Below are 24,798 nucleotides of genomic sequence, written 5' to 3' on the forward strand. Positions count from 1 at the left end.
CTTGCGGGCATGGACCTGACCGCCGCCACCCGCCCCCTTTCGTCCGCCGTCTCCGCCGCCGCCCGGCTGCTGTCGGCCCGTTCCGGCCTGCTGCTGCGTGCTGGAAAGGACGGGCTGACCGTCGGCGGCAACGACAGCGAACGAGCCGTCCGCCTGACCGCCGAGGCCATGGTCCACACCGATGGCGAGGTCCTCGTCCCCGCCGGGCCACTGGCGGAGACGCTGCGCATGCTCGACGACGACCTGGTGCGTTTGGTCGTCGAGGGTTCGCGGCTGGCCGTGCGGGTGGAGGGCGGGCGTTACGCGCTGCCGTTGCTGAGCCGTGAGCTGAACCTCCCGGACATGCCGCCGAAGGTGTCCGAAGTGGACGGTCACGCCCTCGTGACCGCGTTGCGCACCGTCGCGGGCACGGCGGCGAAGGACGACGCGCTGCCGATGTTCACCGGTGTCCGCGTGCAGAGCTTCAGCCGTGAGCTGCGGCTGACGGCGTCCGACCGCTACCGGATGGCCGTGGCCACCCTGCCGCTGCGCTCCGCGGGCGAGCCGATCGACGCACTGGTCCCGGCGGGCCTGCTCGCCGAGACGGCGAAGCAGGCGCGCGGCACCGTCGGCCTGCACGGCGACGGCACCCGGTTCGGGCTGAGCTGGGCCGGAGTCGCCGTCACGACCGCCGTGCTCGACGCGGGTTTCCTGTCGGAGAAGCTGATCGAATCGTCCACTGTGGACACAACGGTCGAGGTCGCCGCCGACGCGCTGGCCGCCGCCGTGCGCCGCGTGGGCGTCTACGCGGACGATCGCCGGGTGCTGACGTTGGAGGTCGGCGACGCGCATCTGCGGCTGGCCAGTGCCAAGCAGAACACCGGTGAGGCGGAGGAAACGCTGAAAGCGGAGGTGTCCGGCGGCCGGACGTCGCCCTCGTTCCAGGCGCGCTACCTGCTGGACGCGCTGCAGGGTTTCGCCGGGGAACGGGTGCGGCTGGACATCCAGCCCGGGATGCGCGCCTGCGTCATCCGCGCGGTGGAGCCGGGCGAGGTGGAGCTGACGTACTACGTCATGCCGATGCTGCCGCGCTGACACCCGCCTTCGTACGTGGCGGGGGCGACTCGGCGGCGTGTTGCGAAAGCCACTTTCGCAACGTTGAGGGTTGCGAAAGTGGCTTTCGCAACACCGAAGCTCGACAGGTCAACCGCCACCCGCCCGCACCCGAACGCTATGAAAGGTCCTTTCCTTGCAAATTTTGCAAGGAAAGGACCTTTCATAGCACGCTGAGGGGTCAGGCTGAGGCGGCCTTCACAGCGGCCTCGATCTCCCCGAACGAAGGGTTCACCATCGCCTTCGAGCCCACGAAGACCGTCGGCACGACCTCGTTCCCGTTCGCCACCGAACGCACGCGGGCGGCGGCGTCCGGGTCCTCCCAGATGTTGACCCGCTTCACCTTGAAGCCGCTCTTCGACAGCGGCCGCTCCAGCGCGGCGCAGAACCCGCATCCGGGGCGCCAGTAGAACTCGACCTCGACGTCACTCATTCGCCGTCCTCCGACCTCAGGTAGTCCAACTGCGCCCGCACGCTCCATTCGGCGGGCGCCCACAAAGCCTTGTCGACGTCGGCGTAGACGACCTCGACCACCTGGCGCGGGGTGGCGTCCGCGCCGAGCGTCTCCAGTGCCGAACGCACCTGGTCGAGCCGTTCTTCCCGGTGTGCCAGGTATTCGCGCGCGGTCGCGGCCAGGTCGGGCAGTTCGGGGCCGTGTCCCGGCAGGCCGACGGTGCCGTCGGGCAGCCCGATGAGTTTCCGCAGCGAGCGCAGGTAGTCGCCGAGGTCGTGCAGCACGGTGGTGCCGCGGCCGAGGATCGTGTCGCCGGTCAGGATCTGGCCGTCGGACACCAGGCAGATCGAGTCGCCGGTGTGGCCCGGCGTGTGCAGCACCGACAGCCGGACACCGCCCGCCTCGATCACCTCACCGTCCACAAGGGACTTCCCGCCGATGCAGAGCTTTTCGTCGAAGGCCCGCACGGGGGCGCCGACGCGCTCGGCGAACCAGGGCGCGCCCTCGGCGTGGTCGGGGTGATGGTGGGTGAGCACGATCAGCTCGACGGCGCCGGTCTCCGCCAGCCGCGTCAGATGCTCGATGTCCTCGTGACCGGGGTCGACGACCACGGAACCGGCCGCGCCGGGGCCGCGCAGCACCCAGGAGTTGGTGCCCTCCAACGTCATCGACGAAGGATTGTTCTCCAGCAGCACGGAAGTCGTCGGCGTGATCCGGCGCAGCACGCCGTATTCGGGGGCGCTCATGCCGGGTCCAGGATGACGCGGACCTTGTCGCCGTCGCGCACCAGCGTCGGCATGATCTTCGAGATCTCGCGTTCGGCGGCCTGAGCCGCGGCCGACGACTCGAACTCGCCGAGTTCCGCGAGCGTGAGCCACGTCGGTGGCATGAGCATGCGGCGGCCTTCCTTGGCATCGGCGATGGCCTCTTCGGGCCGCTGCCAGCCGGAGCTGACGGCCTCGGAGGTGGCGCCGTCCGCCTGCTGTCCTTCGGGCAGCACGGCGACGAAGAAGCAGGTGTCGTAGCGGCGCGGTTCCTGCGGCGGGGTCACCCAGTTCGCCCACGGGCGCAAGAGATCCGCGCGCAGCGTCAGGCCGTTCGCTTCGAGGAAGGCGGCGAGCGAGAGTTCGCGGGAGACCAGTTTTTCGCGGGCGTCGTGATACGGCGTCGTGTCGGTGACGACCGTGTCGCCGGTGCTCGCGAGCAGTACGCCAGACTCCTCGAACGTCTCCCGCACGGCCGCGCACACCAGGGCGCGGGCCAGCGACTCGTCGCAACCGAAGCGTTCCGCCCACCAGGCGGGCTCGGGGCCGGCCCAGCTCACGGAGGTGTCGACATCGCGGGAATCCACGCCACCGCCGGGGAAGACCGTCATGCCGCCCGCGAAGGGCATGCCCTTCACCCGGTGCTGCAGGAAGACCTCGACGCCTTCGGTTCCGTCGCGGAGGAGGATCACGGTCGCCGCGTCCTTGGGCGTCACGGGCTCGCCATCGGCGTTGGCGCGGGTGCCCACCCCGGCCCCCACCGGGATGTCGAATGTCAGTTCTTCAGCCACACCCGCAACCTAACATCGCGTTTCGTCCTCTGGTTGCGATCGTTGCGCGTGCAACTACCGCATTCAGAGGACGAAACGCGTGCCGTTCGGTCAGGACCAGCTAGAGCCGCTGCTGCGCGAAGCGCCGTTCAGCCGGATCTTCGCCGCTTCGGCGCGCTCCCGTTCGGCGAGCTCGGCGTGCAGCTCGCGCAGGAGCGCGCGGTCGCGCTCGCTCAGGCTGGGGTCGTCGAGGTCGAGAGCGGGCAGCTCGACGACCTCGTGCATGCTCGGCTTCCCCGTGGCGATCTCGCGGCCCTTTTCGGGGTCCTCCTTGAGCGCCTGACGAAGCTGCGCCACCTCGGCCGGGGTCAGGTCGGCCGTGCGCTCGGCACGGGTCTCCGCCCGCGACTTGCGCGGCGGCGCGGACTCCGTCGAGGACGAGGAAGACGTCGTCGCCGCGGGCGCCTGCTGCACGATCGGCACCACCGGCGCGATCGGCTCGGCCGGTTCGTGGCTTCCGCTGCTCACCGGACGCAGCCCGTGCCTGCTCGGCTGCTCCTTGACCGGCTCGGGAGCCGGGGCGGGAGCGGGCGGCGGAGTCACCGGTTCGGACCGAAAGTCACTGGAGTGGGTACTCCCGGTGACCCAGACAGGACTCGCGGCCGAAGACGCGGCCTGGTGGTACGCGGACCGCGCGACGCCGGGGCCCGCGACCTCGACGACCGAACGGATGCCCGCGCGGCGAAGCGCGGTGTCCACGCGGAACGCGACCGCGGGCGGATTGCCCTCGGGCCCGATCTCGACCAGGACCACCCGCTGCGGCAGCGCGCCGGGCACGCTACCCGCCGGCGTGTTCCGCCACACCGCGTGCACCGACCGGACGTCCGGCAGCACCTGCAGGGTGCGGTCGAGCGCCTCGGCGAGGCCGAATTCGGGCTGGTTCTCCCCGGTGAACCGGTGGGTGAGCACCGGCTCGTCCTCTTCGACGACCAGCAGATCGTTCGCCAGGGTGGCGTCGGACCGGCTCATCTCGAGGACGAGCGCGAGTTCACGCTGTTCGGAGGAGCTCACCGGGATCTTCCCCGCGATCAGGGTGCCGGTGGTGAGCTCCACCGCTTCGTCGATGTGCGCACGCGCGATCAGCTCACGCGCTTCGGTCAAAGCACTGTCGTCGATACGACCCGCCAGGGCCAGTAACAGGTTGTGCAGGCGCAGGGGCACCGAGAACCCGTCCATGGGCGGGCCGTCGTGGACCTCCACCATTGCTCTGCTCCCTCCCGGCTCGCCTGGTGGAGCGAGCGTTAAGCGGCGACCAGCCGACTTCCGGTGTCCACCGCGCCCACACAGACCAGCTCGGAGTTGGTGAGCGCGGTGCGGTGATAGCCGGTGAGGTCGATGCTCGGCGGGAGAACCTCGACGCCGGGCTCCTCGTCACCCAGCACGCGCAGGACGCGCTGCAGTTCACCGGTCAGCCTCGGCAGCCCGTTCGTCGCCGTGACCAGGAGGACTCGTTTCGCCCCACCCTCGCCGACCACACCGAGGTGTCGCCAGCTTTGCCGCACTTCACCCACATCCGGCCGTCCCCGCAACGTTGCGTGGATCAATACGGACACAGAGTCGACGGAGTTCACCCATTCGGGCGCACTCTGCGTGAATGTGTACCTGGTCTCGGTGACGTCGTCTACCCCCAGGGTGGAACTCACCTGATGCCAGTCGGCTCCGTGGGGGATGAGCCCGGCGACTAGCAGGCGATACTCGGTTTGGTCCAGGTCGATCCTGTGCTTAAGCAAAGACCTGGGCAGGGTCCGCGCGAGCGTGCCCATCGCACCTTCGCCCAGCCAGTCACGGAACCGCCACAAGAGCTGGTCCGGCAGCCGTCCGGCCAGCCGGAGCAGGAGCTCGTGCGAGGACCGTTCGATGTCCGGGTCCATCACTTCACCTCCACGATCAGTTCGATCTCGACCGGCGCCCCGATCGGCAGCTCGGCGACCCCGACGGCCGACCGGGCGTGGATGCCCGCCTCGCCGAAGATCTCGCCCAGCAGCTCGGACGCCCCGTTGATCACCGCGGGCTGGCCGGTGAAGCCCTCCGCGGACGCCACGAACCCGACGACCTTGACCACCCGCACGACGTTGTCGATGCCGGCGACCGAGTCGACCGCGGCGAGGGCGTTGAGGATCGACGTCCGCGCGTACTGCTTCGCCTCTTCGGGGCTGACCTCGGCGCCGACTTTGCCGGTCGCTTCGAGCTCACCCTTCACGAAGGGCAGCTGCCCGGCCGTGTAGACGTGCGAACCGGTGCGGACCGCGGGCACGTAGGCCGCCAGCGGGGCGGCGACGGCCGGCAGTTCGATGCCGAGCTCGGCGAGTCGATCGCTCCAGGTCATGGCTTCAATCCCTCAGTTCTTCGCTCGTTTGAGGTAGGCGACGTGCTGCTCGCCGGTCGGGTTCGGGAGCACGGTGACGAGCTCCCAGCCGTCCTCGCCCCACTGGTCGAGGATCTGCTTGGTGGCGTGGATCAACAGGGGGACGGTCGCGTACTCCCACTTGGTGGCGCTCATGCCCGGGAGCGTAGCCAAACCGGCAAGGGCGCCCGACACACATGCGGAAAACCCTCTCGCGGACGGTTCGCCGATTTCCCGTCGATGTGGTTCACTTCACACCTACTCGGGAGTAGATAGGACGCCGACATGCGGACGACGAAGTCCCTCGCCGCCACCTTCCTGGCCGCGGCCCTTGCCCTGATCTGCGCTTCCCCCGCGACCGCCGACGAGGAACTCCCCGTCCCGTGGACGCTGGCCGCGGCACTGCCCGCGCAAGCGGCGAACCCCGGCGGCCCGCCACCCGGCGCGAACGACTTCGACTGCCGCCCGAGCGCGGCCCATCCGAATCCGGTGGTGCTCACCCACGGGCTCGGCGCCAACCAGACGGTGAACTGGCAGACGTTCGGCCCGCTTCTCAAGAACCAGGGGTACTGCGTCTTCTCTCTCACCTACGGCGTTCCCGGCGAACCGCTGCCGATCTACCAGCCCGGCGGGCTGCTGCCGATGGAGCAGAGCGCGAAGGAGCTTTCGGCGTTCATCGACAGGGTGCGCGGCGCGACCGGCGCGTCCAAGGTGGACATCCTCGGGCATTCCGAAGGCACGCTGATGCCTTCTTATTATGTGAAGTTCCTCGGCGGAGCGTCCAAAGTGGACAAGTACGTCAGCCTGACCCCGCTCTGGAACGGCACGACGCTGTTCGGTGCCTCGCATCTGTACGCGCTCGCGGGCGCGCTGGGGCTCGCGCCCGGCTTCAACGGCATCCTCGACCCGCTCTGCGGTTCGTGCCGCCAGTTCCTGCGCGGCTCGGAGTTCCTGACGAACCTGCGGTCGGGCAACGGCGTCTTCCAGCCGGGCGTGACCTACACGAACATCATGACCCGCTACGACGAGGCCGTCGTCCCGTACACGAGCGGGATGGGCACCGGCTCGAACGTGAAGAACATCGTGCTGCAGGACAGCTGCCTGCTCGACCTGGCCGAGCACGCCGGGGTCGCCGCCGATCGCAACGCCGCCGGGCACGTCCTCAACGCGCTGGACCCGGCGCACGCGAAGCCGGTCCCCTGCGTGCCCGCGACCCCCATCGGGAGCTGACGGAAGCGCGTTCGGCACCGCTACGGTGGGCCCGTGGAGACCTGGCGCGTGGTCGCGACCGTCCTGCTCGCCGCGGCCGGGCTGCCGCTGGTGCTGGTCCTGATGGCCAAGGCGCGGGACCGCACGGGCCGCTCGGCGACGGTCGCGGTCACCGGCGCGGTCGCACTCGTGACCCTCCTGCTGCTTGGTGTGGTGATGCTCACGGTGCTGCCCGGCGTCCTGACCTGGTGCGTCGCAGGACTGGTCGTGGCCGCGCTCGGCGTCATGATGCTGGCGAGCTGATCGCTCAATTAGGGTGGGACCGGTGAGCACACCCCTTGCCGGCTGGACCGACGAACTCGCGAGAGCCAGGCTGCATTTCGTCACCGGTAAGGGCGGGACGGGCAAGACCACGCTCGCCGCCTCGCTGGGCCTCGCGCTCGCCAAGGGCGGGCGCCGAGTGCTGCTGATCGAGGTCGAAGGCCGCCAGGGCATCGCCCAGCTCTTCGACACCGAGCCGCTCCCGTACGCCGAGCAGCGCATCGCGGCCGTCCCCGGCGGCGGCGAACTGCGCGCCCTGCACATCGACGTCGAGGCCGCGCTGCTCGAATACTTCGAGATGTTCTACAACCTCGGCTTCGCGGGGCGGACGCTGCGGCGGATGGGCGCGATCGAGTTCGCGACCACGCTGGCGCCCGGCCTTCGCGACGTGCTGCTCACCGGCAAGATCAAGGAATGCGTCGGCCGCACCGAATCGGACGGCCGCCACACCTACGACGCCGTCGTCGTCGACTCGCCGCCCACCGGCCGGGTCGTGAAGTTCCTCGACGTCACCAAGGCCCTGACCGATCTCGCCAAGACCGGCCCGATCCGCGGCCAGGCCGACGGCGTCGTGCGGCTGCTGCACTCCGGTGAGACCGCGGTCCACCTGGTCACGCTGCTGGAAGAGATGCCGGTACGGGAGACCGTCGAAGCGGTCGCCGAACTCGACGGCGCCGACCTGCGTCCCGGTGCCGTGCTGGTGAACCGGGTGCGCCCGCCGCGGCTGCCCGCCCGCTCGGTGACCGCCGCGGCCGACGGCCGTGTCGACGCCTCCCGCGTCCGCGCCGGGCTCGCGTCGGCCGGTCTCGACCTGCCCGAAAGCACCCTCGACGCGCTCGTCGAGGAAACCGTCGAGCACGCCGTGCGGGTCGCGGCCGAGCAGCGCGCCCGCGAACAGCTCTCCGAAGCGGACTTGCCGGGCCTCGAGCTGCCGGATCTGACCGACGGCGTCGACGTCGCGGCGCTCTACGACCTCGCCGAAGCGCTGACCGAGCAGGGGGTGCGCTGATGTCGGACGTCTTGGAGGTCGACAAGCTGATCGACGATCCGGAGAGCCGGGTCATCGTGTGCTGCGGTTCCGGCGGGGTCGGCAAGACGACCACCGCGGCGGCGCTCGCGTTGCGCGCGGCCGAACGGGGACGGCAGACGGTGGTGCTCACCATCGACCCGGCCCGGCGGCTGGCGCAGGCGCTCGGCCTGCGTGAGCTGGGCAATCACCCGAAGCAGGTGCAGGTCGAAGGCTTCGAGCCCAAGGGCGAGCTGTGGGCGATGATGCTCGACATGCGCCGCACGTTCGACGACATGGTGCGCGTCCACGCCGGCCCCGAACGCGCCGAGCAACTGCTGCAGAACCCCTTCTACCAGACCATTTCCACGTCGTTCTCCGGCACGCAGGAGTACATGGCGATGGAGAAGCTGGGGCAGCTCGCGGCCACCGACGAGTGGGATCTGATCATCGTCGACACGCCGCCGAGCCGGTCCGCGCTGGACTTCCTCGACGCGCCGACGCGGCTTTCGAGCGCGCTCGACGGCCGGATGATCCGGCTGCTCACCGGACCGGCCAAGGCGGGCGGCTGGGGCCTGCGCAAGGTCGTCAACGCCGGGTTCTCGATGTTCGCGAAGGCCGTCTCGACGATCATCGGCGGCCAGCTGCTGACGGACGCTTCGGCGTTCATGCAGGCCTTCGACAGCATGTTCGGCGGTTTCCGCGAACGCGCGCGCAAGACTTCCGAGCTGCTGCGGTCCGGCGGCACTTCGTTCCTGGTGGTGGCCGCGCCTGAGCCAGACGCGCTGCGCGAAGCGTCCTATTTCGTGGAGCGGCTCTCGGAGGAGAGCATGCCGCTCGCGGGGCTGGTCGCGAACCGGACGCATCCGGTGCTCGCCCCGCTCTCCAGTGCCGAAGCGGTCGCGGCCGCCGAGCAGCTTGCGAAGGGCGAAACCAGCGCTCCGCTGGCCGAAGCCGTCCTTCGCCTGCACGCGGACCGGGTCGCGCTGGCCGATCGGGAGACGCGGCTGCTCGCCAGGTTCACGCGGGCGCATCCCGAGGTCCCGCTGGTGCGGGTGCCCGCGCTCCCCAGTGACGTGCACGATCTCGAAGGCCTGCGCGACATCGGAACCAGGCTCGCCACCCAGTCCTGAGTCTCCGTGAAGGACCCCTTCCCTACCTTGGACTCAGGGAAGGGGCCTTTCACGCCAACCTTGATCACGAGACTCGGACGCGCACGTCTTCCTCTTCGTCGATCCCGGTGAAACTGCGCTTCGCCGCTTCAAGCAGGTCCGCCCAGCTGGAAACGTCCGGCCGCCGCCGCAGCAGCGCCCGCCGTTCCCGTTCGGTCATACCTCCCCAGATGCCGAAGTTGATCCGGCCATCGAGCGCTTCGGCGAGGCATTCCGTCCTGACCGGGCAACCGAGGCAGACCGCCTTGGCCCGGTTCTGTTCCGCCCCCCGGACGAACAACCCGTCCGGATCGGTGTCGCGGCACGACGCATTGACTCGCCAGCTCGACTGGTTGGTTTCCATACCCCCAGCTCCCTACCCTGGTGTTCGACACACCACGGGGGGACGAAAAGCCTGCGCTCCTGCCCCCATGAGCGTGTCTCCCTGTGTGCTCACGTCGGTTGAGCCGACACCTCCCCGGTGCCGGTGCCTCCGTTCGGCCGAATGCGACTGCCGCTCGCACTCACCCGTCTGTCGGCTTTTTCATACGTGAGACGTTGACGGACTGTAAGGGCCCTCGGTTCCCTCCGCCAAGCCCTAGAATGCCTCCGACTACCGGCCGTCACCTCATGGGGTCGATTTCGTAACCGAATCCACACTTTCAGCTAGGTGACGTCACGGTGGGCTAACGGCATCCGCGTACCCTGGTCCGCGTGCGCAAAACGGACGGTCTGCTGAAGCTCATTGGCCTTTGTGTGCTCGCGGGGGTGCTGGTCGCGGGGATGTTGTTCCCGGTGGCGGGTGCCGCGGGGGTGCTGTCGAACCAGGCGAGCGAGACCGTCGACAAGACATCTTCGGACCTAGCGGACATCCCGCCGCCGTTGGTGACGACGATCACGGACAACACCGGCAAGCAGATCGCGACGCTGTACAAGCAGTACCGCATCCCGACCACCGAGACCCAGATCAACGACGCCATGAAATGGGCGCTGATCTCCGTCGAGGACAAGCGCTTCTACGAGCACAACGGCGTGGACTGGAAGGGCACGCTGCGCGCGGCGGTCAGCAACAGCACCGGCGGGGACACGCAGGGCGCGTCGACGCTGACCCAGCAGTACGTCAAGAACTACTTGATCAACGTCGTCTACCGGGACGACAAGCCGGGCCAGAAGCGCGCACAGGAGCAGTCGGTCGCCCGGAAACTGAAGGAAGCCCGGATCGCGATCCAGCTGGAAACCAAGCTGAACAAGATGCAGATCCTGACCGGCTACCTGAACGTCGTCGAGTTCTCGCGTGAGATCTACGGCGTCGGCGCGGCCGCGAACGCGTACTTCAACACGCCCGTCGAGAAGCTCACGGTGCCGCAGGCGGCCTTGCTGGCCGGGCTGGTGAACAACCCGGCCGTCAACGACCCGTGGAAGAGCCCGGCGAAGGCGACCGAGCGGCGCAACCTGGTGCTGGACCGCATGGTCGACAACCAGAAGCTCGCGAAGGTGGACGCGGAACGGTTCAAGGCCGAGCCGCTCGGCGTGGTCGAAGGCGGCCCGCAGAAGCCCGCGTCGAACTGCGTCGGCGCCGGTACGGAGAACGGTTTCTTCTGCCAGTACGTCGAGGACTATCTCCTCAAATCCGGGATGACGAAGGACGATCTCTACACCGGCGGCTACCGGATCCAGACCACTTTGGACGAACGGGCGAACCACGAGGCCAAGATGTCGGCCGAGGCCCAGGTCAAGAAGACGCAGGACAACGTCGCGAACACGCTTTCCCTGGTGAAACCGGGCAAACAGCGACACGAGGTCGTCGCGCTGGCGGCGAACCGTGACTACGGATTGCACGAAGACCAGGGACAGACGACGTTCGCGTTGCCTTCCGGCGTCTACAACACCGGTGGCGCGGGGTCCGCGTACAAGACCTTCACCGCGGCCGCGGCTTTGGAAGCCGGTGTGGCCGGGATCAACAGCTCACTCCCGGTGCCCGATCTCTACACCTCACACGTGTTCGCCGGTGGCCCGAAGCGGTGTCCCGTGGCCCCCCGGCCCCCCGCGGGCCCAGGAGGCAACTGGTACTGCGTCGGCAATGCGGGCGACTACAACCCGGCCGGTGGGGCCATGTCGCTGCAGCAGGCGCTGGCAACCTCCCCGAACACGGCGTTCGTGGCCCTCGAGGACAGGATCGGGAACACGGGGCCGATCGTGGAGATGGCCCGCAAACTCGGCATGCGGGACACCATGGCGAGCAACCTCGGCGGTGGCGCCGTGGATCCGAAGTCCGACAACCCCGGTGCCAACGCCAGTCAGCTTCAGGCCTTCGGCCCGCGGCCCGGCTGGGCCGGAAACGCCTCGTTCACCCTCGGCCCGGCTCCGCTGAGCGGACTGGAACTGGCGAACGTCGGCGCCACGATCATGAGCGGCGGCGTCTGGTGCCCGCCGACCCCGCTGTCCGGCGTCACCGACCGGGACGGAAAGCCGGTGCCCGTCAAGGAAGCCGCCTGCGAGCAGGTGGTGCCCGAAGGTCTCGCCAACACCCTCGCGGTCGGCATGAGCAGGGACAGCCAGCCCGGTGGGACGTCGTTCGGCGCCGCGAACGGTGTCGGCTGGAACCGGCCGGTGATGGGCAAGACCGGGACGACGCAGAGCAACGGCTCGGGGACTTACCTCGGCGCCACCCCGCAGCTCGCGGGCGCGGCGATGGTGTTCCGTCCGAAGGGTGGAAACGGCGGCCTCTGCTACCTCGGCCCGGGTAATGTGACCACCCGCTGCGAAAACATGTGGGGCGGCAAGACGCCGGCGCAGACGTGGTTCGGGGCGATGTCGAAGATCCTCGCCGGCCAGGAACCGCTGCCGTTGCCGGCTCCGGACCCCAAGTACATGGGCGGCGGACGCTGACCGACAAGGGCGGCATTCACCAGCGCAAATCACGATGTGTCACGTCACTCTAACTTTGAGTGACCGCCTGGCGGCCTAACGGGGAACAGCGGTCGACGAGACCATGTCGGTTGATCGCGACACTCCGCGCCGACCACGGAAGGTGAAGAAAAGAGGCCATTCCAGCGATTTACCGAGATCGCCGGAATGGGGGCGAACGATCACCACCGGAGAGCACGTAAACTGGACATTGTGAGCACGCTCAGTAACAAAAGTACTTCGGGGGCGACGGTGCGGCGCTTGGCCGTGGGAACCGTCGCCCTGGGAGCCGCGACCCTCGGTTACGCGGTCGGTATCGAAAGGCGCCGGTGGACGCTTCGCACCGCGGAGCTCCCGGTCCTCGCGGCAGGGGCGAAGCCCTTTACGATCCTCCACATCTCGGATCTGCACATGCTGCCCGGTCACGTGAGCAAACAACGCTGGGTAGCGGCGCTCGACGAACTCGAACCGGACCTCGTCGTCAACACCGGTGACAACCTGTCACATCATCAGGCCGTCCCGTCCGTGCTGCGCGCGCTCGGCCCCTTGCTCGACCGGCCCGGCGTGTTCATCTTCGGCAGCAACGACTACTACGCGCCGAAACCGAAGAACCCCGCCCGCTACCTCATGCCGAAGGGCAAGAAGAAGCGGATCCACGGCGAGCACCTGCCGTGGCGCGACCTCCGCGCGGCGTTCGTCGAGCACGGATGGAACGACCTCACCCACGTCCGGCGCACCATCGAGGTCGCCGACCAGTACGTGTTCACCGCGGGCGTCGACGACGCGCACCTTCACCGCGACCGCTACGCCGACATCGCGGGCCCCGTGGACACCGCGGCCGCCGTCCGCATCGGCGTCACACACTCGCCGGAGCCCCGCGTGCTCGACGAGTTCGCCGGCGACGGTTACGACCTCGTCCTCGCGGGCCACACGCACGGCGGGCAGCTCCGCGTCCCCGGCTACGGCGCGCTCGTCACCAACTGCGAACTGGACCGCACCCGCGCCCGTGGCGCGTCCCGCTGGGGCGCCCAGATGTGGCTGCACGTCTCCGCCGGACTGGGCACCTCGCCGTACGCTCCGGCCCGGTTCGCGTGCCCGCCCGAGGCGAGCCTGCTGACCCTCGTCCCACGGGGCACGACCAGCGAGAACCATCGGAAAGCAGCCCCCCGCAAAGCCCGAAACACCGTCCGCTAAACTTCTCCTCGACCCGCTAAGAAGTATCCGGGGTGTGGCGCAGCTTGGTAGCGTGCCTCGTTCGGGTCGAGGAGGTCGTGGGTTCGAATCCCGCCACCCCGACGTTGGATCGAAAGAGCCTTGCTCGCTTTGGCGAGCAAGGCTCTTTCGCGTTGCAGCCCCTTAACACGCGGCCGGAGCCGGAGGCCCAAGTCACGCGCCCCCGGGCAGCCCCCTCCACTCCCAGGGGCAATGCCACTTACTTAAGCGATATTGCTTAAGTATCTGCGGAGGACAGTTGCTCGGTGGAATTGTCCGATTGCCGACCGTTTGACGCTGCTCAGGAGTACGCGAAGGCTCCCTTCACTGCGCTAGACGCCAGGGGTCTCGGCGAAGTCGCATAAACGCAGGTCAAGCGCTTGATAGCCCTGGTCGACGGGAGTCGAACGGGCTCCAACCGTCCACTGTGGTCACTTCTCGGCGACCGAATGTCCTATTCATGGCGAGATGGGCGATTACACCGAGGGGTCGTGAGTGGTAAAGGTCGTTCTAACCCGAATCGCCACTCACGACCCCGTTGCGAAACGCTCAAATCGGGCACGCTCACCCTGGAGGGGCCCCTGCGGCCAGTCGAGAAGGAGTCAGGCCACCGTGACGAGTGCCTCCGTTGCCCACTTGACCAGCGAATAGGCGACTTTGCCGGGGGCTAGCGCTCGACGCAATGAAGGGGGCCTTCACGCACTTCGGCTGTTCGATCGCGGGGGTCGACACCTCACCTGCTACCTGCGCAAACGTGACTCGCTCGCAACACGCGACGCCCCGGGCAGCCCCCGCCACTCCCAGGGGGGCGACCCCGGCTCCAGCGTATCGCCGAGGGGCGGCGGGACCGGGCGAAAACGGGGCCGGCGGGGTCAGTAGTCCACAACGGCGGGTGGCTGTGGACAACTGAGGGGCCGCCGAAGGCCGAGGGGTTCCCAATGGCTCATTGGAGACGCTGAGTGTCTCCAATGAGCCATTGGTCGCCAGAGCCGAGAGAGTGCTCAGCGGGTCGCCAGCAACTCGGTCCAGCACTGCGCGAAATCCCCGTCCCCCGAGCGCGCCCACGACCAGGCCGAGCGGGCGGCCGAGGCGAGCTGGTCGCGGTCCGGGGTCGTCGCGGTTTCCAGCGCCGTCACCAGCCGCGCCTCCACGGACGTCGCCAGGGCGCGGTAAGTCGTGTCCGTGCGGTAGCGGGTTTTCGTTCGTACGTCGGTGAAACCGGCGGCTGCGACCGCCGAGGGAAGCGAACGTCCGGCGAACGGGTCACCGCCCGCGCGGCGCCACAGCAGATAGTGGCCGCGGAGGGCGGCGTCGACATTCGCCGTCTTCGGTCGCAACCGCGCCCGGCTCCAGTCCGATGTGGACAGTGCGAGGGTGCCGCCCGGTTTGAGGACGCGACGGAACTCCGCGAGCGCGGCACCCGGCTCCCTCAGGTATTCGAAGACGGCGTGCGCGAAGAGCACGTCCACCGAATCCTCGGCGAACGGCAACGCGCACGCCTCCGCCACCAAGAAGTCCACTGTGGACTTTCTGTGCCCGTTGCCGATACCGAGGGTGATCGAACCCGGCCCGCAGCCGACGTCGACGCACCCCATCCCCGGCCCGAACAGCGGTTGCGCGAACACGGCCCGTTCGACCGCCTGACGCGCGGACCGCGCGCGTGGCGCGTTTCCCTCCAGCACCCCGCACACAGTACGGCTCCGGGGTGGCAGGATCGAGGGGTGAGCACGCAGTCAGGCATTGAATATCCGTCCGCGGCGGTCCCGGACCGCCTGTTCGACGACGCCGAAGCCGAGACGAGGTGGCGGGCCCGCTTCCACGCGCCGCGGATCTCGGTCCCCGAGTGGGCCATCGACGCCCCGGACGCGAACGTCTACGTCTCCAACGCCAGCGGCGTCTGGGAGGTCTATTCCTGGGACCGGTCGACCGGCGAGCACCGCCGCGTCACCGACCGGCCGAACGGCACCATGCACGCCACCCCGTCCCCCGACGGCCGCTGGATCTGGTGGTTCAACGACACCGACGGCGACGAATTCGGTTCCTGGGTCCGCGAACCGTTCGCACCGGGTGCCGCCGCCGAGCGCGCGGTGCCGGACGTCCACGACGGCTACCCCGCCGGGCTCGAGATCGGCACACGGGTGATCGCCGTCGGCGTCTCGACCGACGACGGCAGCGAACTCTTCGCCCATATCGACGGCGAAACCACCTCCTTCTACAAGCACGAGGACGACGCCGGGATCGCCTCGCTGTCCCGCGACGAGTCGCTGCTCGCGATCTCCCACTCCGAACACGGTGATTCGCGCCACCCCGCGCTGCGTGTCCTGTCGACCGACGGCTTCACGACGATCGCCGACAAATGGGACGGCGAGGGCAAAGGCCTCGGCGCGCTCGAGTACTCGCCGGTCGCCGGCGATCAGCGGTTGCTGGTGCTGCACGAGCGGCGCGGCCGCGAAGAGCTCCTGATCTGGGACACCGCCGCGGACACCGAGCAGGAGATCGAGCTGGATCTGCCCGGCGAGGTGGTCGCGGGCTGGTACCCCGACGCGCGGGCGCTGCTCGTCGTCCACTTCCACCAGGGCCGCAGTTCCCTGCACCGGTACGACCTCGCGACCGGCGAACTGTCCTCTTTGGACACGCCGCCCGGCCGCATCGGCGGCGCGGGCGTGCGGCCCGACGGAACGGTCGAGTACTCGTGGTCCAGTGCCGCGCAGCCGACGGCGGTGCGCGCGCGGACGGCGGGCGGGGAAGACTCGGTGCTCCTCGAACCGCCGGGTGAGCGTGCCCCGGAGTCCGCCCCGGTCACCGACGCGTTCGTCGACGGGATCGGCGGGCAGATCCACGCACTGGTCTCGCGGCCGGCCGACGCGCCGGAAGGCCCGCTCCCGACGGTCTTCTCGTTGCACGGTGGGCCGCATTCGGCCGACGAGGACCGCTTCTCCGCGTACCGCGCCGTCTGGCTCGACGCCGGTTTCGCCGTCGTCGAGGTCAACTACCGCGGCTCGACCGGGTACGGCTCGGCCTGGCGCGACGCCATCGAAGGCCGCCCTGGCCTGACCGAACTCGAAGACGTCGCCGCCGTGCACGACTGGGCAGTCCAAAGTGGACTCTCAGACCCCGCGAAGTGCGTGGTGAACGGCGCTTCGTGGGGTGGCTACCTGAGCCTGCTGGCGCTGGGCACCCAGCCCGCGCGCTGGGCGGCGGGGATCGCCGGGGTGCCGGTGGCGGATTACGTCGCCGCGTACGAGGACGAGATGGAGCAGCTCCGGTCGTTCGACCGGGCGTTGTTCGGCGGTTCGCCGGAGACGGTGCCGGCGGTGTACCGGGAATGCTCGCCGATCACCTACGTCGAGGCCGTGACGGCGCCGGTGCTGGTGCTCGCCGGGGACAACGACCCGCGCTGCCCGATCAGGCAGGTCGAGAACTACCTCGACAGGCTCGCGAAGCGCGAGATCCCGTTCGAGTTCTACCGGTTCGACGCGGGCCACGGTTCGCTGGTGATCGCCGAGACGATCAAGCAGACCGCGATCGAGGTGTTCTTCGCGCTGCGGGCGGTCGGGCTTCGCTGACCCCGGCCAACGGTCAGCGCTCGGAGAAGAGAGTCCCGCCGGACGCCCAGTGTTCGGCGGGAATCTCGTTGATGGTCACCCACACACCTTCGGGGTTTCCGCCGCAGGTGCGGACGAAGGCGTCGGTCACCTCGCGCACGAGGGCCTGCTTCTGCTCGGCCGTGCGGCCGGGGAACATCGAAACACTGATCATCGGCATGGCCGGAACTCTAGTGTTCTGCGTCGGGAATACGGTGCGTATCTCGGTGGATCCAGGTTTCCGTCGGCAAGGCGCCGGTTCGTCCTCGTACCGGGTTGTACTCGGACGGACCGGCGACGCGGCCGACGGGAAGCTGGGCCGCCGAGATGCGTGCCGGATTCCCTGCGCTGGACACTTAAAGCCCGCGGTCGTGTTTCCGCAGACGGTCGACGGCGTAGGCGTCGCCTTCGAAGGTGATCCGGGCGGCGTCGCGGCCGAAGACGAACAGCAGCAGTTCGATCGGCGCGCCGATCACGGTCACCGTGTCCGGGCCTTCCTTCACCCGCGCTTCGCGGCCTTCGGGGGTCTTCAGGATCACGCCGACCGGTGATTTCCGCAGGTTCAGCTTCGAGGCCTGCTTCGCGGACTTCCAGGCCGCCGCGTCCCGCGCGGAGTCCGCGGGACGCGGTTCCCAGCCGGGCTGTCCCCGGCGGACGTCCTCGTGGTGGATCAGGAACTCCGCGCTGTTCGTCAGCTCGTCGAGCGCGCCGATCGACGTCGGCCAGTACCAGGCGGGACCGGACCGGACCTTGCCGACGACCTCGGACCACGGCCGGGCGGCGTAGGAGTCCTGCACTCGCTGCGTGTACGAAGCGAGCGCGGGCACCAGGATGCCGGGCGCCGCGTCGGGCCGCCGCTCGCGGACCAGCAGATGCGCCGCGAGATCCCGCGTCTTCCAGCCCGTGCACAGGGTCGGCGCGTCCGGGCCGACCTCTTCGAAAAGCTCGCTCAACGCACGACGTTCGTCTCCGGCGACTCCCATACCCCGACGTTACGCGCCGGTAGGGCCCGGGGAAATCCGGCGTGACGCAGGGCACCCGGCTCAGTGATGGAACGCGGTCCGCCGTCGCGGGCCGTGATCGAGCTCGGGCAGCAGACGGCGGAGATCGGCGAGCAGCAGCTCGGCGAGGTCGTGGGTGAAACCGTTGCGCACCACGATCCTCAGCACCGCGAGGTCGGTCCGGTTCTCCGGGAACGTGTACGCCGGGACGAGCCAGCCACGCTCGCGAAGCCGCCGTGACACGTCGAAGACGTCGAAACCCTCGACGTCCGGCTTCGTCGTGAAGGCGAACACGGGCAGCTGATCGCCGCGGGTCAGCAGCCGGAACGGGCCCAGCTCGGCGATCCCGTCCGCCAGCTGGGTCGCGACGTCACGCGAAGCCTGTTGCACCGCACGGAAACCTTCGCGGCCGAGCCGGACGAACGTGTAGTACTGCGCGGCCACCTCGGCGCCGGGACGGGAGAAGTTCAGCGCGAAAGTCGGCATGTCGCCACCGAGGTAGTTGACGTTGAAGACGAGCTCCTCCGGCAACGCGTCCTTGTCACGCCACAGCACCCAGCCGACGCCGGGGTAGACGAGCCCGTACTTGTGCCCGGAGGTGTTGATCGACGCGACCCTCGGCAGGCGGAAGTCCCAGCTCAGCTCAGGATCGAGGAAGGGCGCGATCATCGCGCCCGAAGCGCCGTCGACGTGCACGGGGATGTCCCAGCCGGAGCGTTCCGCCAGGCCGTCGAGCGCGGCGGCGATCTCGGCGACCGGCTCGTAGCTGCCGTCGAAAGTGGACCCGAGGATCGCGACGACGCCGATCGTGTTCTCGTCGCAGCGGGCGATCGCCTCGTCGGCGGTGAGGTGGAAGCGGTCGCCGTCCATCGGCACCAGCCGCGGCTCGACCTCCCAGTACTCGCAGAACTTCTCCCAGCAGACCTGGACGTTCGCGCCCATCACCAGATTCGGCTTCCCGGTGCGGCCCAGCTTCGACCAGCGGCGTTTCAACGCCATGCCGGCGAGCATGCAGGCTTCCGACGAGCCGGTGGTGGAGCAGCCCATGATCGCGGTGGGATCGGGCGCGTGCCACAGATCGGCGAGGATGTTCACGCAGCGCCGCTCGAGTTCCGCGGTCTGCGGGTACTCGTCCTTGTCGATCATGTTCTTGTCGACGCATTCGGCCATCAGCTCGCGGGCCTGCGGCTCCATCCACGTGGTGACGAACGTGGCGAGATTGAGCCGGGCGTTGCCGTCGAGCATCAGCTCGTCGCGCACCAGCTGGAGCGCGGTGTCGGGCGGGAGCGGGTCTTCGGCGAGGCTGTCGTGCGGGAGACGGATGTTCGCGGCGAGCGCGGGATACGCGCCGGCGTACAGCGGGTTGGCCCCGGTCTTGCGGTCCGGATCGGACGCGGTCCCCTTGTGCAGCACCATGAGTCGAACGTAGCCCGGCGCACGGCCGGTGGCACCTCGATCGCCCGGGGCGTGCAATGAAAGGTCCTTTCCTCGCAAATTTTGCGAGGAAAGGACCTTTCATTGCATTCGGGACCGGAGGGGGTCAGGCCTGCTGCGCCTGCCACATCCAGTGCGCCTTTTCGAGCTCCTGGGTGATCGCGATGATGAGGTCCTGGGTGACCAGGTCGCTCTTGTCGGTCTCGTCGATGCGCTTGCGCAACCGCTCGATCAGCGCCGCGAGGATGCCGACGATCGCGGCGACCGTGGACTCGACGGACTGCCAGTTGTCGGGGTAGTCCGGCAGGCCGGAGCTCTCCACGACGGCCTTCGCCTGGCCGTTCGGCGAGACACCGATGGCGTTGGCGCGCTCGGCGACCTCGTCGACGTACTGGCGCGCGGTGTCGACCAGCTCGTCGAGCTGGAGGTGCACGCTGCGGAAGTTCGCGCCGACGACGTTCCAGTGGGCCTGCTTCGCGATCAGCGACAGGTCCACCAGATCGACCAGCGTGGCCTGCAAGGCGTTACCGGTGATCTCCTTGTCGGCTTCGCTCAACGGACTCTGGATCGGAGACTTGCCCATTTTTCGGTCTTCCTTTCAGAAATCAGTCGGTTCGGGAATGGACCTGCCGCGGACGGGATCAGACCGTCGCGGACAGGGCGACCTCGATGTTGCCGCGGGTCGCGTTCGAGTAGGGGCACACCTGGTGCGCCTGCTCGACGAGCTGATCGGCCTGCGCCTGCTCCAGGCCGGGCAGCGAAACCTTGAGTGCCACGCCGAGACCGAAGCCCGCGCCCTGCTTGAGCACGCTGACCTCGGCGGTCACGGTGGAGCCGTCCAGCGTCACCTTCGCCTGGCGCGCGACGAGTTGCAGCGCGGAGTGGAAACAGGCGGAGTAACCGGCGGCGAAGAGCTGCTCGGGGTTCGTCTTGTCCCCGCCGGGGCCGCCCATCTCCTTCGGGATCGCCAGCGACTCGTCGATGACGCCGTCCGAAGACGTGACCTCACCGTTGCGGCCGTCGCCGCGAGCGGTGGCCACAGCGGTGTACAGAGCCTCAGCCATTCTTCGCCTACCTTCTGGTCTCAAGACACGCCCCGTTGAGCGTCTCTTCGGTGTCAACGTCCCGCAACCGCGAAACCTTGCCACCCCATGGCAGGCATCACGTCCGGGAATTACCCGGACGACGACCGGAGCAAACGACTAGTGACCGGCGCGACTCAGCGCGAACTCGGCGACCTGGCTTCCGATCAGGCGGAGCGTGCGGACGCTCTTCTCGTCCGAGGCGCCGCCGGCTTCGTCGAATTTGGTCTCCGCGGTGTTGATCGAACCACCCAAAGGGGTGGCCCAACCGCGCAGCGCGTGCGTGATCGTGCGCAGCTGCTCCAGCGTGGTGACCGCGGCCTGCCAGCCGTAGGCGACGGCGGCGAGACCGACCGCCCGGCCGTCGAGATACGGGCGGGCGTCGTCGCGCAGGTCTTCGACGTAGTCCAGGGCGTTCTTGACCAGGCCGGACAGCGCCCCGTGGTAACCGGGCGAGACGACGACGATCCCGTCGGCACGACGGATCGCTTCGACCAGCCGGGTGGCGCGCTCGTGCCTCTCGTCCAACGCGGTGTCGTAGAACGGCAACACCAGTTCGGGCCCGGAGATCAGCTCAGTGGTGACTCCGGCCTCGGCCGCCGCGCCGAGGGCGATCCGCAGCGCGCGCTCGGATTGCGAGCCCTCCCGCAGAGAGCCGCCGATACCGAGGACATGCACCGAATTCGTCGAAGTCACGCTTTCGAGGCTAACCCCTCTACTTAAGTGGAGGACCAGGATCTGGAACGGAGGCCTGCGTCACACCCGTTCGCCGCAACGGGCCCGGTCCCGCTGGACGGCATACCTACTCGAAAGTAACCTGACCGGAAGCCCCCAGGAGGAAGCATGGCGATACCGCTCCAGATCCGTGCCGAGGCCGCGTTTTCACAGCTGGCGTTCTGGCTCCCGAAGCCGGTCAGACGGGCCATCGCCGGGCCGCCGCTCCGCCTGGACGGTCAGGAGCTGGCGTTGGACGCCCAGCTCCTACTCCGCCTGCAGAAGCTGGCGAAGGCGTCGCTGGTGCGGGGAAGCGTCGAAGAGTCGCGCAGCATGCTCCTGGCCAGCAGGCATCTGGTGAGCGGGCCGACGATCGAGCCGGTCGCCACCAGGGAACTGCTCATCCCCACGGGTGACGGCGACGTGCCGGCCACGCTTTACACCCCGGCCGGGTTGCCGGATCCGTCCGGGCTGCTGGTGTTCTTCCACGGCGGGGGCTGGGTGGTCGGCAGCCGGGCCTCCCACGACAACAGCGTCCGCTACCTGGCGAAACAGGCGGGCGTGCGGGTTCTTTCGGTGGAGTACCGGCTCGCGCCGGAGACGCGGTTCCCCGGCGCCACCGAAGACGCGATCGCGGCGTTCGAGTACGCCTACGCGAAGGCGAGGGACCTCGGGGCCGATCCGGCGCGTATCGCCGTCGGCGGCGACAGCGCGGGCGGGAACCTCGCCGCGGTGACGGCGCAGCAGGCCGTGAAACGCGGCGGCGGGATCCCGGCGTTCCAGCTGCTGTTCTATCCGGCGACCGATTTCACCGTGCGCCGCCGCTCCCGGGAATTGTTCGCGGAGGACCTGTTCCTCACCGATTCGGATATGACCTGGTTCGAAGGACATTACGTGCCGAAGGGCACCGATCTGTACAACCCGAAACTCTCCCCGTTGCACGGCGACGTTTCCGGATTACCGCCCGCGTATATCGCGACGGCCGGATTCGATCCGTTGCGCGACGAGGGCGAGGCGTACGCGGAGAAATTGCGGAAGGCCGGGGTGCCGGTGGCGCTCAGCCGCCAGCCGGACCTGATCCACGGGTACCTCAACTTCCTCGGCGTCGGACGGCGGTTCCGGGAGGCGACGGCCGAGGCGGCGGGAGCCCTGCGAGTGGGCCTCGCGCCCCGGTGACGGCCAGAGCCCGGATGGGGAGAAATGTCCCCACCCGGGCCCCGGCCCCCATTTCGTGGCCCGCCGCCCTGCACGGCGGAACCGGACGACTCCCTCGGTCTCCTAGGGCGTGGGAAGTGGTACCGGCGGTACCGGAAGCGGCGGGACAGGGAGTCCGCCGAGCAGCCCGCTGAGAATGCCGGTTACCGCCGTGAGCAGGGCTTTCACCAGGTCGCTGACGATCTTCAGCGGTCCGGGAAGGTCCGGGAGCGACGGGATCGGCACCGGCAGTGGCGGCAGCTGACGCGCCTTGGCGGTCGGGTCGGCCAGCAGCCTGCTGGACTCGACGGAGCGGCCCTGGGCCAGGTCGCCGAGCTTCTGCGTTTCGGTCTGGATCTGGTAGCGCTTGCCCGCGGCGATGTCACCGAGGACGGGGCTCAGCTTGTCCAAGTCCGCCCGCGTCTTGGCGACGTCACCGGTGTAGGCCACCTTGGTGAGGCCGTCCCGCATCTGCAGCACCTGCGCGGCGAGCGCCTGCGTGTTCGACGAACCCTTTCCACCATCGGTACCAGCCGTCGCGGCGCCGGCCGAGGCCACCGCCAACAGACTGCCGGTGGCGACCACGGCAATCATCCGGGCAATGTTGCCTTTCATTCCTTACCTCCTGGCCTCTGGGACCTGACGAGGTAAATCGATACCCGCCGTATCGGCCGAACACCACCCGATCACCGGTTGGAACACTTTTCTAACCCTTACGTGCCGGATTCATTCCCGGGGAAGACCCCCGCAATTGATTAACGTCGAAATCTTGTGCTTCCCCCTGAAGATCATCCTTTTCCCGCCGATTTATGACCACCTGTGACCGATCTCCACCGTGGAGCGGCTCGTTCACCCACAGCGGTGTAAACGGTGATCGTTTGGCTTCATCACTCCGTCGGACAGGCGTGTCGCACTGCTCCACTCGGGGTGTCCCCCACGCACGCCACGCCACCTTCTGGCTTCACATGCGAGTGGGGACATGAGAACGCCCCCGGTGCGGGCACCGGGGGCGTTCCGTGGTGGGAGCAGCCTCTCGAAAGAGGTCCTTCTACTCGCGGAAGGCGTCCGCGACCTTGTCGCCGAGGTCCTTGTCGACGTTCCGCCAGTACTCGAAGACGCGTTCCAGCACCGGCCGGGAGACGTCGTTCGAAGCGTGGCCGATGATGTTGTTCGCGAGCCGCTCGCGCTGCGCGTCGTCCATCACGTCGCGGACGAGCGTGCCCGGCTGGCCGAAGTCGTCGTCCTCGGCGTGGAGCTTGTACGCCGACCGGATGACCTCGTCCTCGACGCCGTAGCCCGAAGCGGTCTCGGAGGCGATCTCCGCGCTCGCGTGCGGGCCGCCGTAGGAGTTCGGCGCGTACACCGGGTCGCCCGGATTGTTGTAGCGCATCGCACCGTCGCGCGAGTAGCTGTTCACCGGGGACTTCGGCGCGTTGACCGGCAGCTGCGTGTAGTTCGCGCCGATCCGGTAGCGGTGCGCGTCCGGGTACGCGAACAGGCGGCCCTGCAGCATCTTGTCCGGCGACGGGCCGATGCCCGGCACCAGGTTGGACGGCTCGAACGCGGCCTGCTCGATCTCCGCGAAGTAGTTCGCCGGGTTGCGGTCGAGCACCCAGCGGCCGACCTTGATCAGCGGGTAGTCGCCCTTCGGCCACACCTTGGTCAGGTCGAACGGGTTGAAGCGGTAGTCCGCGGCCTCGGCGTACGGCATCACCTGGACGTACAGCGTCCAGCTCGGGTGGTTGCCCTGCTTGATGTTCTTGAACAGGTCGCGGATGTAGTAGTCGGAGTCCTCGCCCGCGATGCGGTCCGCGTCGGCCTGCGGCAGGTAGCCGATGCCCTGGTCGGTCTTGAAGTGGTACTTGACCCAGAACTTCTCGCCGCCGGCGTTCTCCCACAGGTAGGTGTGCGAGCCGAAGCCGTCCATCTCCCGCCAGTTCGACGGGATGCCGCGGTCGCCCATCAGCCAGGTGACCTGGTGCGCGGACTCGGGCCGCAGCGTCCAGAAGTCCCACTGGATGTCGTGGTCGCGCAGGTGGTTGTCGGCGCGGCGCTTCTGCGAGTGGATGAAGTCGGGGAACTTGATCGGGTCGCGGATGAAGAACACCGGGGTGTTGTTGCCGACGAGGTCGTAGTTGCCCTCGGAGGTGTAGAACTTCACCGCGAAGCCGCGCGGGTCGCGCCACGTGTCGGGCGAGCCGTTCTCGCCGGCGACCGACGAGAAGCGGGCCAGGCTCTCAGTGCGCACGCCGGGCTGGAACAGCGCGGCCTTCGTGAACTGACTGACGTCCTCGGTGACCTCGAGGAAGCCGTGCGCACCGCCGCCCTTGGCGTGGACGACGCGCTCCGGCACGCGTTCACGGTTGAACTGGGCGTTCTTCTCGATCAGGTAGTGGTCCTGGAGCAGGATCGGGCCGTTGGCGCCTACCGTCAGGGAGTCGTTGTCGCTCGCGACGGGGATGCCCACGTTGTTCGTGGTCGGCAGGGTCACGCCGGTGC

Annotated in this window: 26 protein-coding genes and 1 tRNA gene; 10 read left to right on the plus strand and 17 right to left on the minus strand. The window is 68.7% G+C overall.

Annotation, left to right across the window (positions count from 1 at the left end; translation table 11 throughout):
• Positions 1-9 precede the first annotated feature (9 nt).
• Positions 10-1,074 carry a DNA polymerase III subunit beta gene (dnaN, locus tag AJAP_RS39200; protein WP_038521062.1) on the plus strand — a complete coding sequence of 355 codons (1,065 nt, stop codon included), beginning with the start codon at positions 10-12 and terminating at the stop codon, positions 1,072-1,074.
• 199 nt (positions 1,075-1,273) lie between these two features.
• On the opposite strand, the gene AJAP_RS39205 is transcribed toward dnaN, so the two are convergent.
• From AJAP_RS39205 to AJAP_RS43920, 7 genes are all read right to left on the minus strand, one after another.
• The gene (locus AJAP_RS39205) at positions 1,274-1,525 is read right to left on the minus strand and encodes a glutaredoxin family protein (protein ID WP_034314716.1); all 252 of its coding nucleotides are present in this window, start codon (positions 1,523-1,525) and stop codon (positions 1,274-1,276) included.
• Positions 1,522-2,292 (minus strand): MBL fold metallo-hydrolase, encoded by a 771-nt coding sequence (locus tag AJAP_RS39210; protein ID WP_038521069.1) that lies wholly within the window; start codon positions 2,290-2,292, stop codon positions 1,522-1,524. Before AJAP_RS39210 ends, AJAP_RS39205 begins: the two co-directional genes overlap by 4 nt.
• Positions 2,289-3,101: an NUDIX hydrolase gene (locus AJAP_RS39215; protein WP_038521071.1), complete on the minus strand. Its 813-nt coding sequence runs from the start codon at positions 3,099-3,101 to the stop codon at positions 2,289-2,291. The genes AJAP_RS39210 and AJAP_RS39215 overlap by 4 nt, the downstream gene beginning before the upstream one ends.
• 90 nt (positions 3,102-3,191) lie before the next feature.
• Positions 3,192-4,343 (minus strand): hypothetical protein, encoded by a 1,152-nt coding sequence (locus AJAP_RS39220; RefSeq protein WP_038521074.1) that lies wholly within the window; start codon positions 4,341-4,343, stop codon positions 3,192-3,194.
• A gap of 38 nt (positions 4,344-4,381) precedes the next feature.
• On the minus strand, positions 4,382-5,011 hold the full coding sequence (locus AJAP_RS39225; RefSeq protein WP_038521077.1) for a hypothetical protein: 630 nt from the start codon (positions 5,009-5,011) through the stop codon (positions 4,382-4,384).
• Positions 5,011-5,466 carry a RidA family protein gene (locus AJAP_RS39230; RefSeq protein ID WP_016337888.1) on the minus strand — a complete coding sequence of 152 codons (456 nt, stop codon included), beginning with the start codon at positions 5,464-5,466 and terminating at the stop codon, positions 5,011-5,013. The genes AJAP_RS39225 and AJAP_RS39230 overlap by 1 nt, the downstream gene beginning before the upstream one ends.
• 12 nt (positions 5,467-5,478) lie before the next feature.
• Positions 5,479-5,640: a DUF4177 domain-containing protein gene (locus tag AJAP_RS43920; protein ID WP_005166970.1), complete on the minus strand. Its 162-nt coding sequence runs from the start codon at positions 5,638-5,640 to the stop codon at positions 5,479-5,481.
• A 129-nt stretch (positions 5,641-5,769) separates the two neighbouring features.
• Between AJAP_RS43920 and AJAP_RS39235 the strand changes: the two genes are divergently transcribed.
• The 4 genes from AJAP_RS39235 to AJAP_RS39250 are packed head-to-tail and all read left to right on the plus strand — an operon-like array spanning position 5,770 to position 9,153.
• Positions 5,770-6,714, plus strand: coding sequence for an esterase/lipase family protein (locus AJAP_RS39235; RefSeq protein ID WP_038521080.1), 945 nt, complete (start codon positions 5,770-5,772; stop codon positions 6,712-6,714).
• 33 nt (positions 6,715-6,747) lie between these two features.
• Positions 6,748-6,996, plus strand: a complete 249-nt coding sequence (locus AJAP_RS39240) for a hypothetical protein (protein WP_038521082.1) — start codon at positions 6,748-6,750, stop codon at positions 6,994-6,996.
• 22 nt (positions 6,997-7,018) lie between these two features.
• On the plus strand, positions 7,019-8,023 hold the full coding sequence (locus AJAP_RS39245) for an ArsA-related P-loop ATPase (RefSeq protein ID WP_016337892.1): 1,005 nt from the start codon (positions 7,019-7,021) through the stop codon (positions 8,021-8,023).
• Entirely contained in the window at positions 8,023-9,153 is a 1,131-nt protein-coding gene (locus AJAP_RS39250) for an ArsA family ATPase (RefSeq protein ID WP_038521085.1), read from the plus strand. The genes AJAP_RS39245 and AJAP_RS39250 overlap by 1 nt, the downstream gene beginning before the upstream one ends.
• A 64-nt stretch (positions 9,154-9,217) precedes the next feature.
• Here AJAP_RS39250 and AJAP_RS39255 read toward each other — a convergent pair whose 3' ends face one another.
• Positions 9,218-9,535, minus strand: coding sequence for a WhiB family transcriptional regulator (locus AJAP_RS39255; protein WP_005166974.1), 318 nt, complete (start codon positions 9,533-9,535; stop codon positions 9,218-9,220).
• A gap of 350 nt (positions 9,536-9,885) precedes the next feature.
• Here AJAP_RS39255 and AJAP_RS39260 point away from each other — a divergent pair, with 350 nt between their 5' ends.
• The 3 genes from AJAP_RS39260 to AJAP_RS39270 all read left to right on the plus strand — a co-directional run bounded on the left by AJAP_RS39260 (position 9,886) and on the right by AJAP_RS39270 (position 13,374).
• Positions 9,886-12,060 carry a transglycosylase domain-containing protein gene (locus tag AJAP_RS39260; protein ID WP_148311640.1) on the plus strand — a complete coding sequence of 725 codons (2,175 nt, stop codon included), beginning with the start codon at positions 9,886-9,888 and terminating at the stop codon, positions 12,058-12,060.
• A 270-nt stretch (positions 12,061-12,330) separates the two neighbouring features.
• Positions 12,331-13,272: a metallophosphoesterase gene (locus AJAP_RS39265; protein ID WP_038521088.1), complete on the plus strand. Its 942-nt coding sequence runs from the start codon at positions 12,331-12,333 to the stop codon at positions 13,270-13,272.
• Positions 13,273-13,300: 28 nt separating this feature from the next.
• Positions 13,301-13,374, plus strand: a tRNA-Pro gene (locus AJAP_RS39270).
• 917 nt (positions 13,375-14,291) lie between these two features.
• Here the strand turns inward: AJAP_RS39270 and AJAP_RS39275 are convergent.
• Positions 14,292-14,972 (minus strand): methyltransferase domain-containing protein, encoded by a 681-nt coding sequence (locus tag AJAP_RS39275; RefSeq protein ID WP_038521090.1) that lies wholly within the window; start codon positions 14,970-14,972, stop codon positions 14,292-14,294.
• Positions 14,973-15,011: 39 nt separating this feature from the next.
• On the opposite strand from AJAP_RS39275, the gene AJAP_RS39280 reads away from it, so the two are divergent.
• Positions 15,012-16,856 (plus strand): prolyl oligopeptidase family serine peptidase, encoded by a 1,845-nt coding sequence (locus AJAP_RS39280; RefSeq protein ID WP_038521093.1) that lies wholly within the window; start codon positions 15,012-15,014, stop codon positions 16,854-16,856.
• A 13-nt stretch (positions 16,857-16,869) separates the two neighbouring features.
• Here AJAP_RS39280 and AJAP_RS39285 read toward each other — a convergent pair whose 3' ends face one another.
• The 6 genes from AJAP_RS39285 to AJAP_RS39310 all read right to left on the minus strand — a co-directional run bounded on the left by AJAP_RS39285 (position 16,870) and on the right by AJAP_RS39310 (position 21,087).
• Positions 16,870-17,097 (minus strand): 2-hydroxymuconate tautomerase, encoded by a 228-nt coding sequence (locus AJAP_RS39285; protein ID WP_228695035.1) that lies wholly within the window; start codon positions 17,095-17,097, stop codon positions 16,870-16,872.
• A gap of 133 nt (positions 17,098-17,230) precedes the next feature.
• A complete protein-coding gene (locus AJAP_RS39290) occupies positions 17,231-17,857 on the minus strand; it encodes a TIGR03085 family metal-binding protein (protein WP_038521096.1) in 627 nt (208 codons plus the stop codon).
• A gap of 60 nt (positions 17,858-17,917) precedes the next feature.
• Positions 17,918-19,291, minus strand: a complete 1,374-nt coding sequence (locus tag AJAP_RS39295; RefSeq protein ID WP_038521098.1) for a glutamate decarboxylase — start codon at positions 19,289-19,291, stop codon at positions 17,918-17,920.
• Positions 19,292-19,415: 124 nt separating this feature from the next.
• A complete protein-coding gene (locus tag AJAP_RS39300) occupies positions 19,416-19,892 on the minus strand; it encodes a Dps family protein (protein ID WP_038521101.1) in 477 nt (158 codons plus the stop codon).
• Positions 19,893-19,950: 58 nt separating this feature from the next.
• Positions 19,951-20,373 carry an organic hydroperoxide resistance protein gene (locus AJAP_RS39305; RefSeq protein WP_016337902.1) on the minus strand — a complete coding sequence of 141 codons (423 nt, stop codon included), beginning with the start codon at positions 20,371-20,373 and terminating at the stop codon, positions 19,951-19,953.
• Between the two features lie 138 nt (positions 20,374-20,511).
• On the minus strand, positions 20,512-21,087 hold the full coding sequence (locus AJAP_RS39310; RefSeq protein ID WP_038521104.1) for an NADPH-dependent FMN reductase: 576 nt from the start codon (positions 21,085-21,087) through the stop codon (positions 20,512-20,514).
• Between the two features lie 147 nt (positions 21,088-21,234).
• On the opposite strand from AJAP_RS39310, the gene AJAP_RS39315 reads away from it, so the two are divergent.
• Positions 21,235-22,281, plus strand: coding sequence for an alpha/beta hydrolase (locus AJAP_RS39315; RefSeq protein ID WP_038521106.1), 1,047 nt, complete (start codon positions 21,235-21,237; stop codon positions 22,279-22,281).
• 102 nt (positions 22,282-22,383) lie between these two features.
• On the opposite strand, the gene AJAP_RS39320 is transcribed toward AJAP_RS39315, so the two are convergent.
• Together AJAP_RS39320 and AJAP_RS39325 are read right to left on the minus strand one after the other, a co-directional pair.
• Positions 22,384-22,914, minus strand: a complete 531-nt coding sequence (locus tag AJAP_RS39320) for a hypothetical protein (protein ID WP_038521109.1) — start codon at positions 22,912-22,914, stop codon at positions 22,384-22,386.
• Positions 22,915-23,347: 433 nt separating this feature from the next.
• Entirely contained in the window at positions 23,348-24,790 is a 1,443-nt protein-coding gene (locus AJAP_RS39325) for a catalase (protein ID WP_038521112.1), read from the minus strand.
• Between the last annotated feature and the right edge of the window lie 8 nt (positions 24,791-24,798).

Origin of the sequence: Amycolatopsis japonica (assembly GCF_000732925.1) — a bacterium.
Taxonomy (GTDB): domain Bacteria; phylum Actinomycetota; class Actinomycetes; order Mycobacteriales; family Pseudonocardiaceae; genus Amycolatopsis; species Amycolatopsis japonica.

Excerpts from the sequence above, each read along its gene's own strand:
- dnaN (WP_038521062.1), top strand. The coding sequence starts at position 10 with ATGGACCTGACCGCCGCCACCCGCCCCCTTTCGTCCGCCGTCTCCGCC.
- AJAP_RS39205 (WP_034314716.1), bottom strand. The coding sequence starts at position 1,525 with ATGAGTGACGTCGAGGTCGAGTTCTACTGGCGCCCCGGATGCGGGTTC.
- AJAP_RS39210 (WP_038521069.1), bottom strand. The coding sequence starts at position 2,292 with ATGAGCGCCCCCGAATACGGCGTGCTGCGCCGGATCACGCCGACGACT.
- AJAP_RS39220 (WP_038521074.1), bottom strand. The coding sequence starts at position 4,343 with ATGGTGGAGGTCCACGACGGCCCGCCCATGGACGGGTTCTCGGTGCCC.
- AJAP_RS39225 (WP_038521077.1), bottom strand. The coding sequence starts at position 5,011 with ATGGACCCGGACATCGAACGGTCCTCGCACGAGCTCCTGCTCCGGCTG.
- AJAP_RS39230 (WP_016337888.1), bottom strand. The coding sequence starts at position 5,466 with ATGACCTGGAGCGATCGACTCGCCGAGCTCGGCATCGAACTGCCGGCC.
- AJAP_RS43920 (WP_005166970.1), bottom strand. The coding sequence starts at position 5,640 with ATGAGCGCCACCAAGTGGGAGTACGCGACCGTCCCCCTGTTGATCCAC.
- AJAP_RS39235 (WP_038521080.1), top strand. The coding sequence starts at position 5,770 with ATGCGGACGACGAAGTCCCTCGCCGCCACCTTCCTGGCCGCGGCCCTT.
- AJAP_RS39250 (WP_038521085.1), top strand. The coding sequence starts at position 8,023 with ATGTCGGACGTCTTGGAGGTCGACAAGCTGATCGACGATCCGGAGAGC.
- AJAP_RS39255 (WP_005166974.1), bottom strand. The coding sequence starts at position 9,535 with ATGGAAACCAACCAGTCGAGCTGGCGAGTCAATGCGTCGTGCCGCGAC.
- AJAP_RS39290 (WP_038521096.1), bottom strand. The coding sequence starts at position 17,857 with ATGGGAGTCGCCGGAGACGAACGTCGTGCGTTGAGCGAGCTTTTCGAA.
- AJAP_RS39295 (WP_038521098.1), bottom strand. The coding sequence starts at position 19,291 with ATGGTGCTGCACAAGGGGACCGCGTCCGATCCGGACCGCAAGACCGGG.
- AJAP_RS39300 (WP_038521101.1), bottom strand. The coding sequence starts at position 19,892 with ATGGGCAAGTCTCCGATCCAGAGTCCGTTGAGCGAAGCCGACAAGGAG.
- AJAP_RS39305 (WP_016337902.1), bottom strand. The coding sequence starts at position 20,373 with ATGGCTGAGGCTCTGTACACCGCTGTGGCCACCGCTCGCGGCGACGGC.
- AJAP_RS39315 (WP_038521106.1), top strand. The coding sequence starts at position 21,235 with ATGGCGATACCGCTCCAGATCCGTGCCGAGGCCGCGTTTTCACAGCTG.
- AJAP_RS39320 (WP_038521109.1), bottom strand. The coding sequence starts at position 22,914 with ATGAAAGGCAACATTGCCCGGATGATTGCCGTGGTCGCCACCGGCAGT.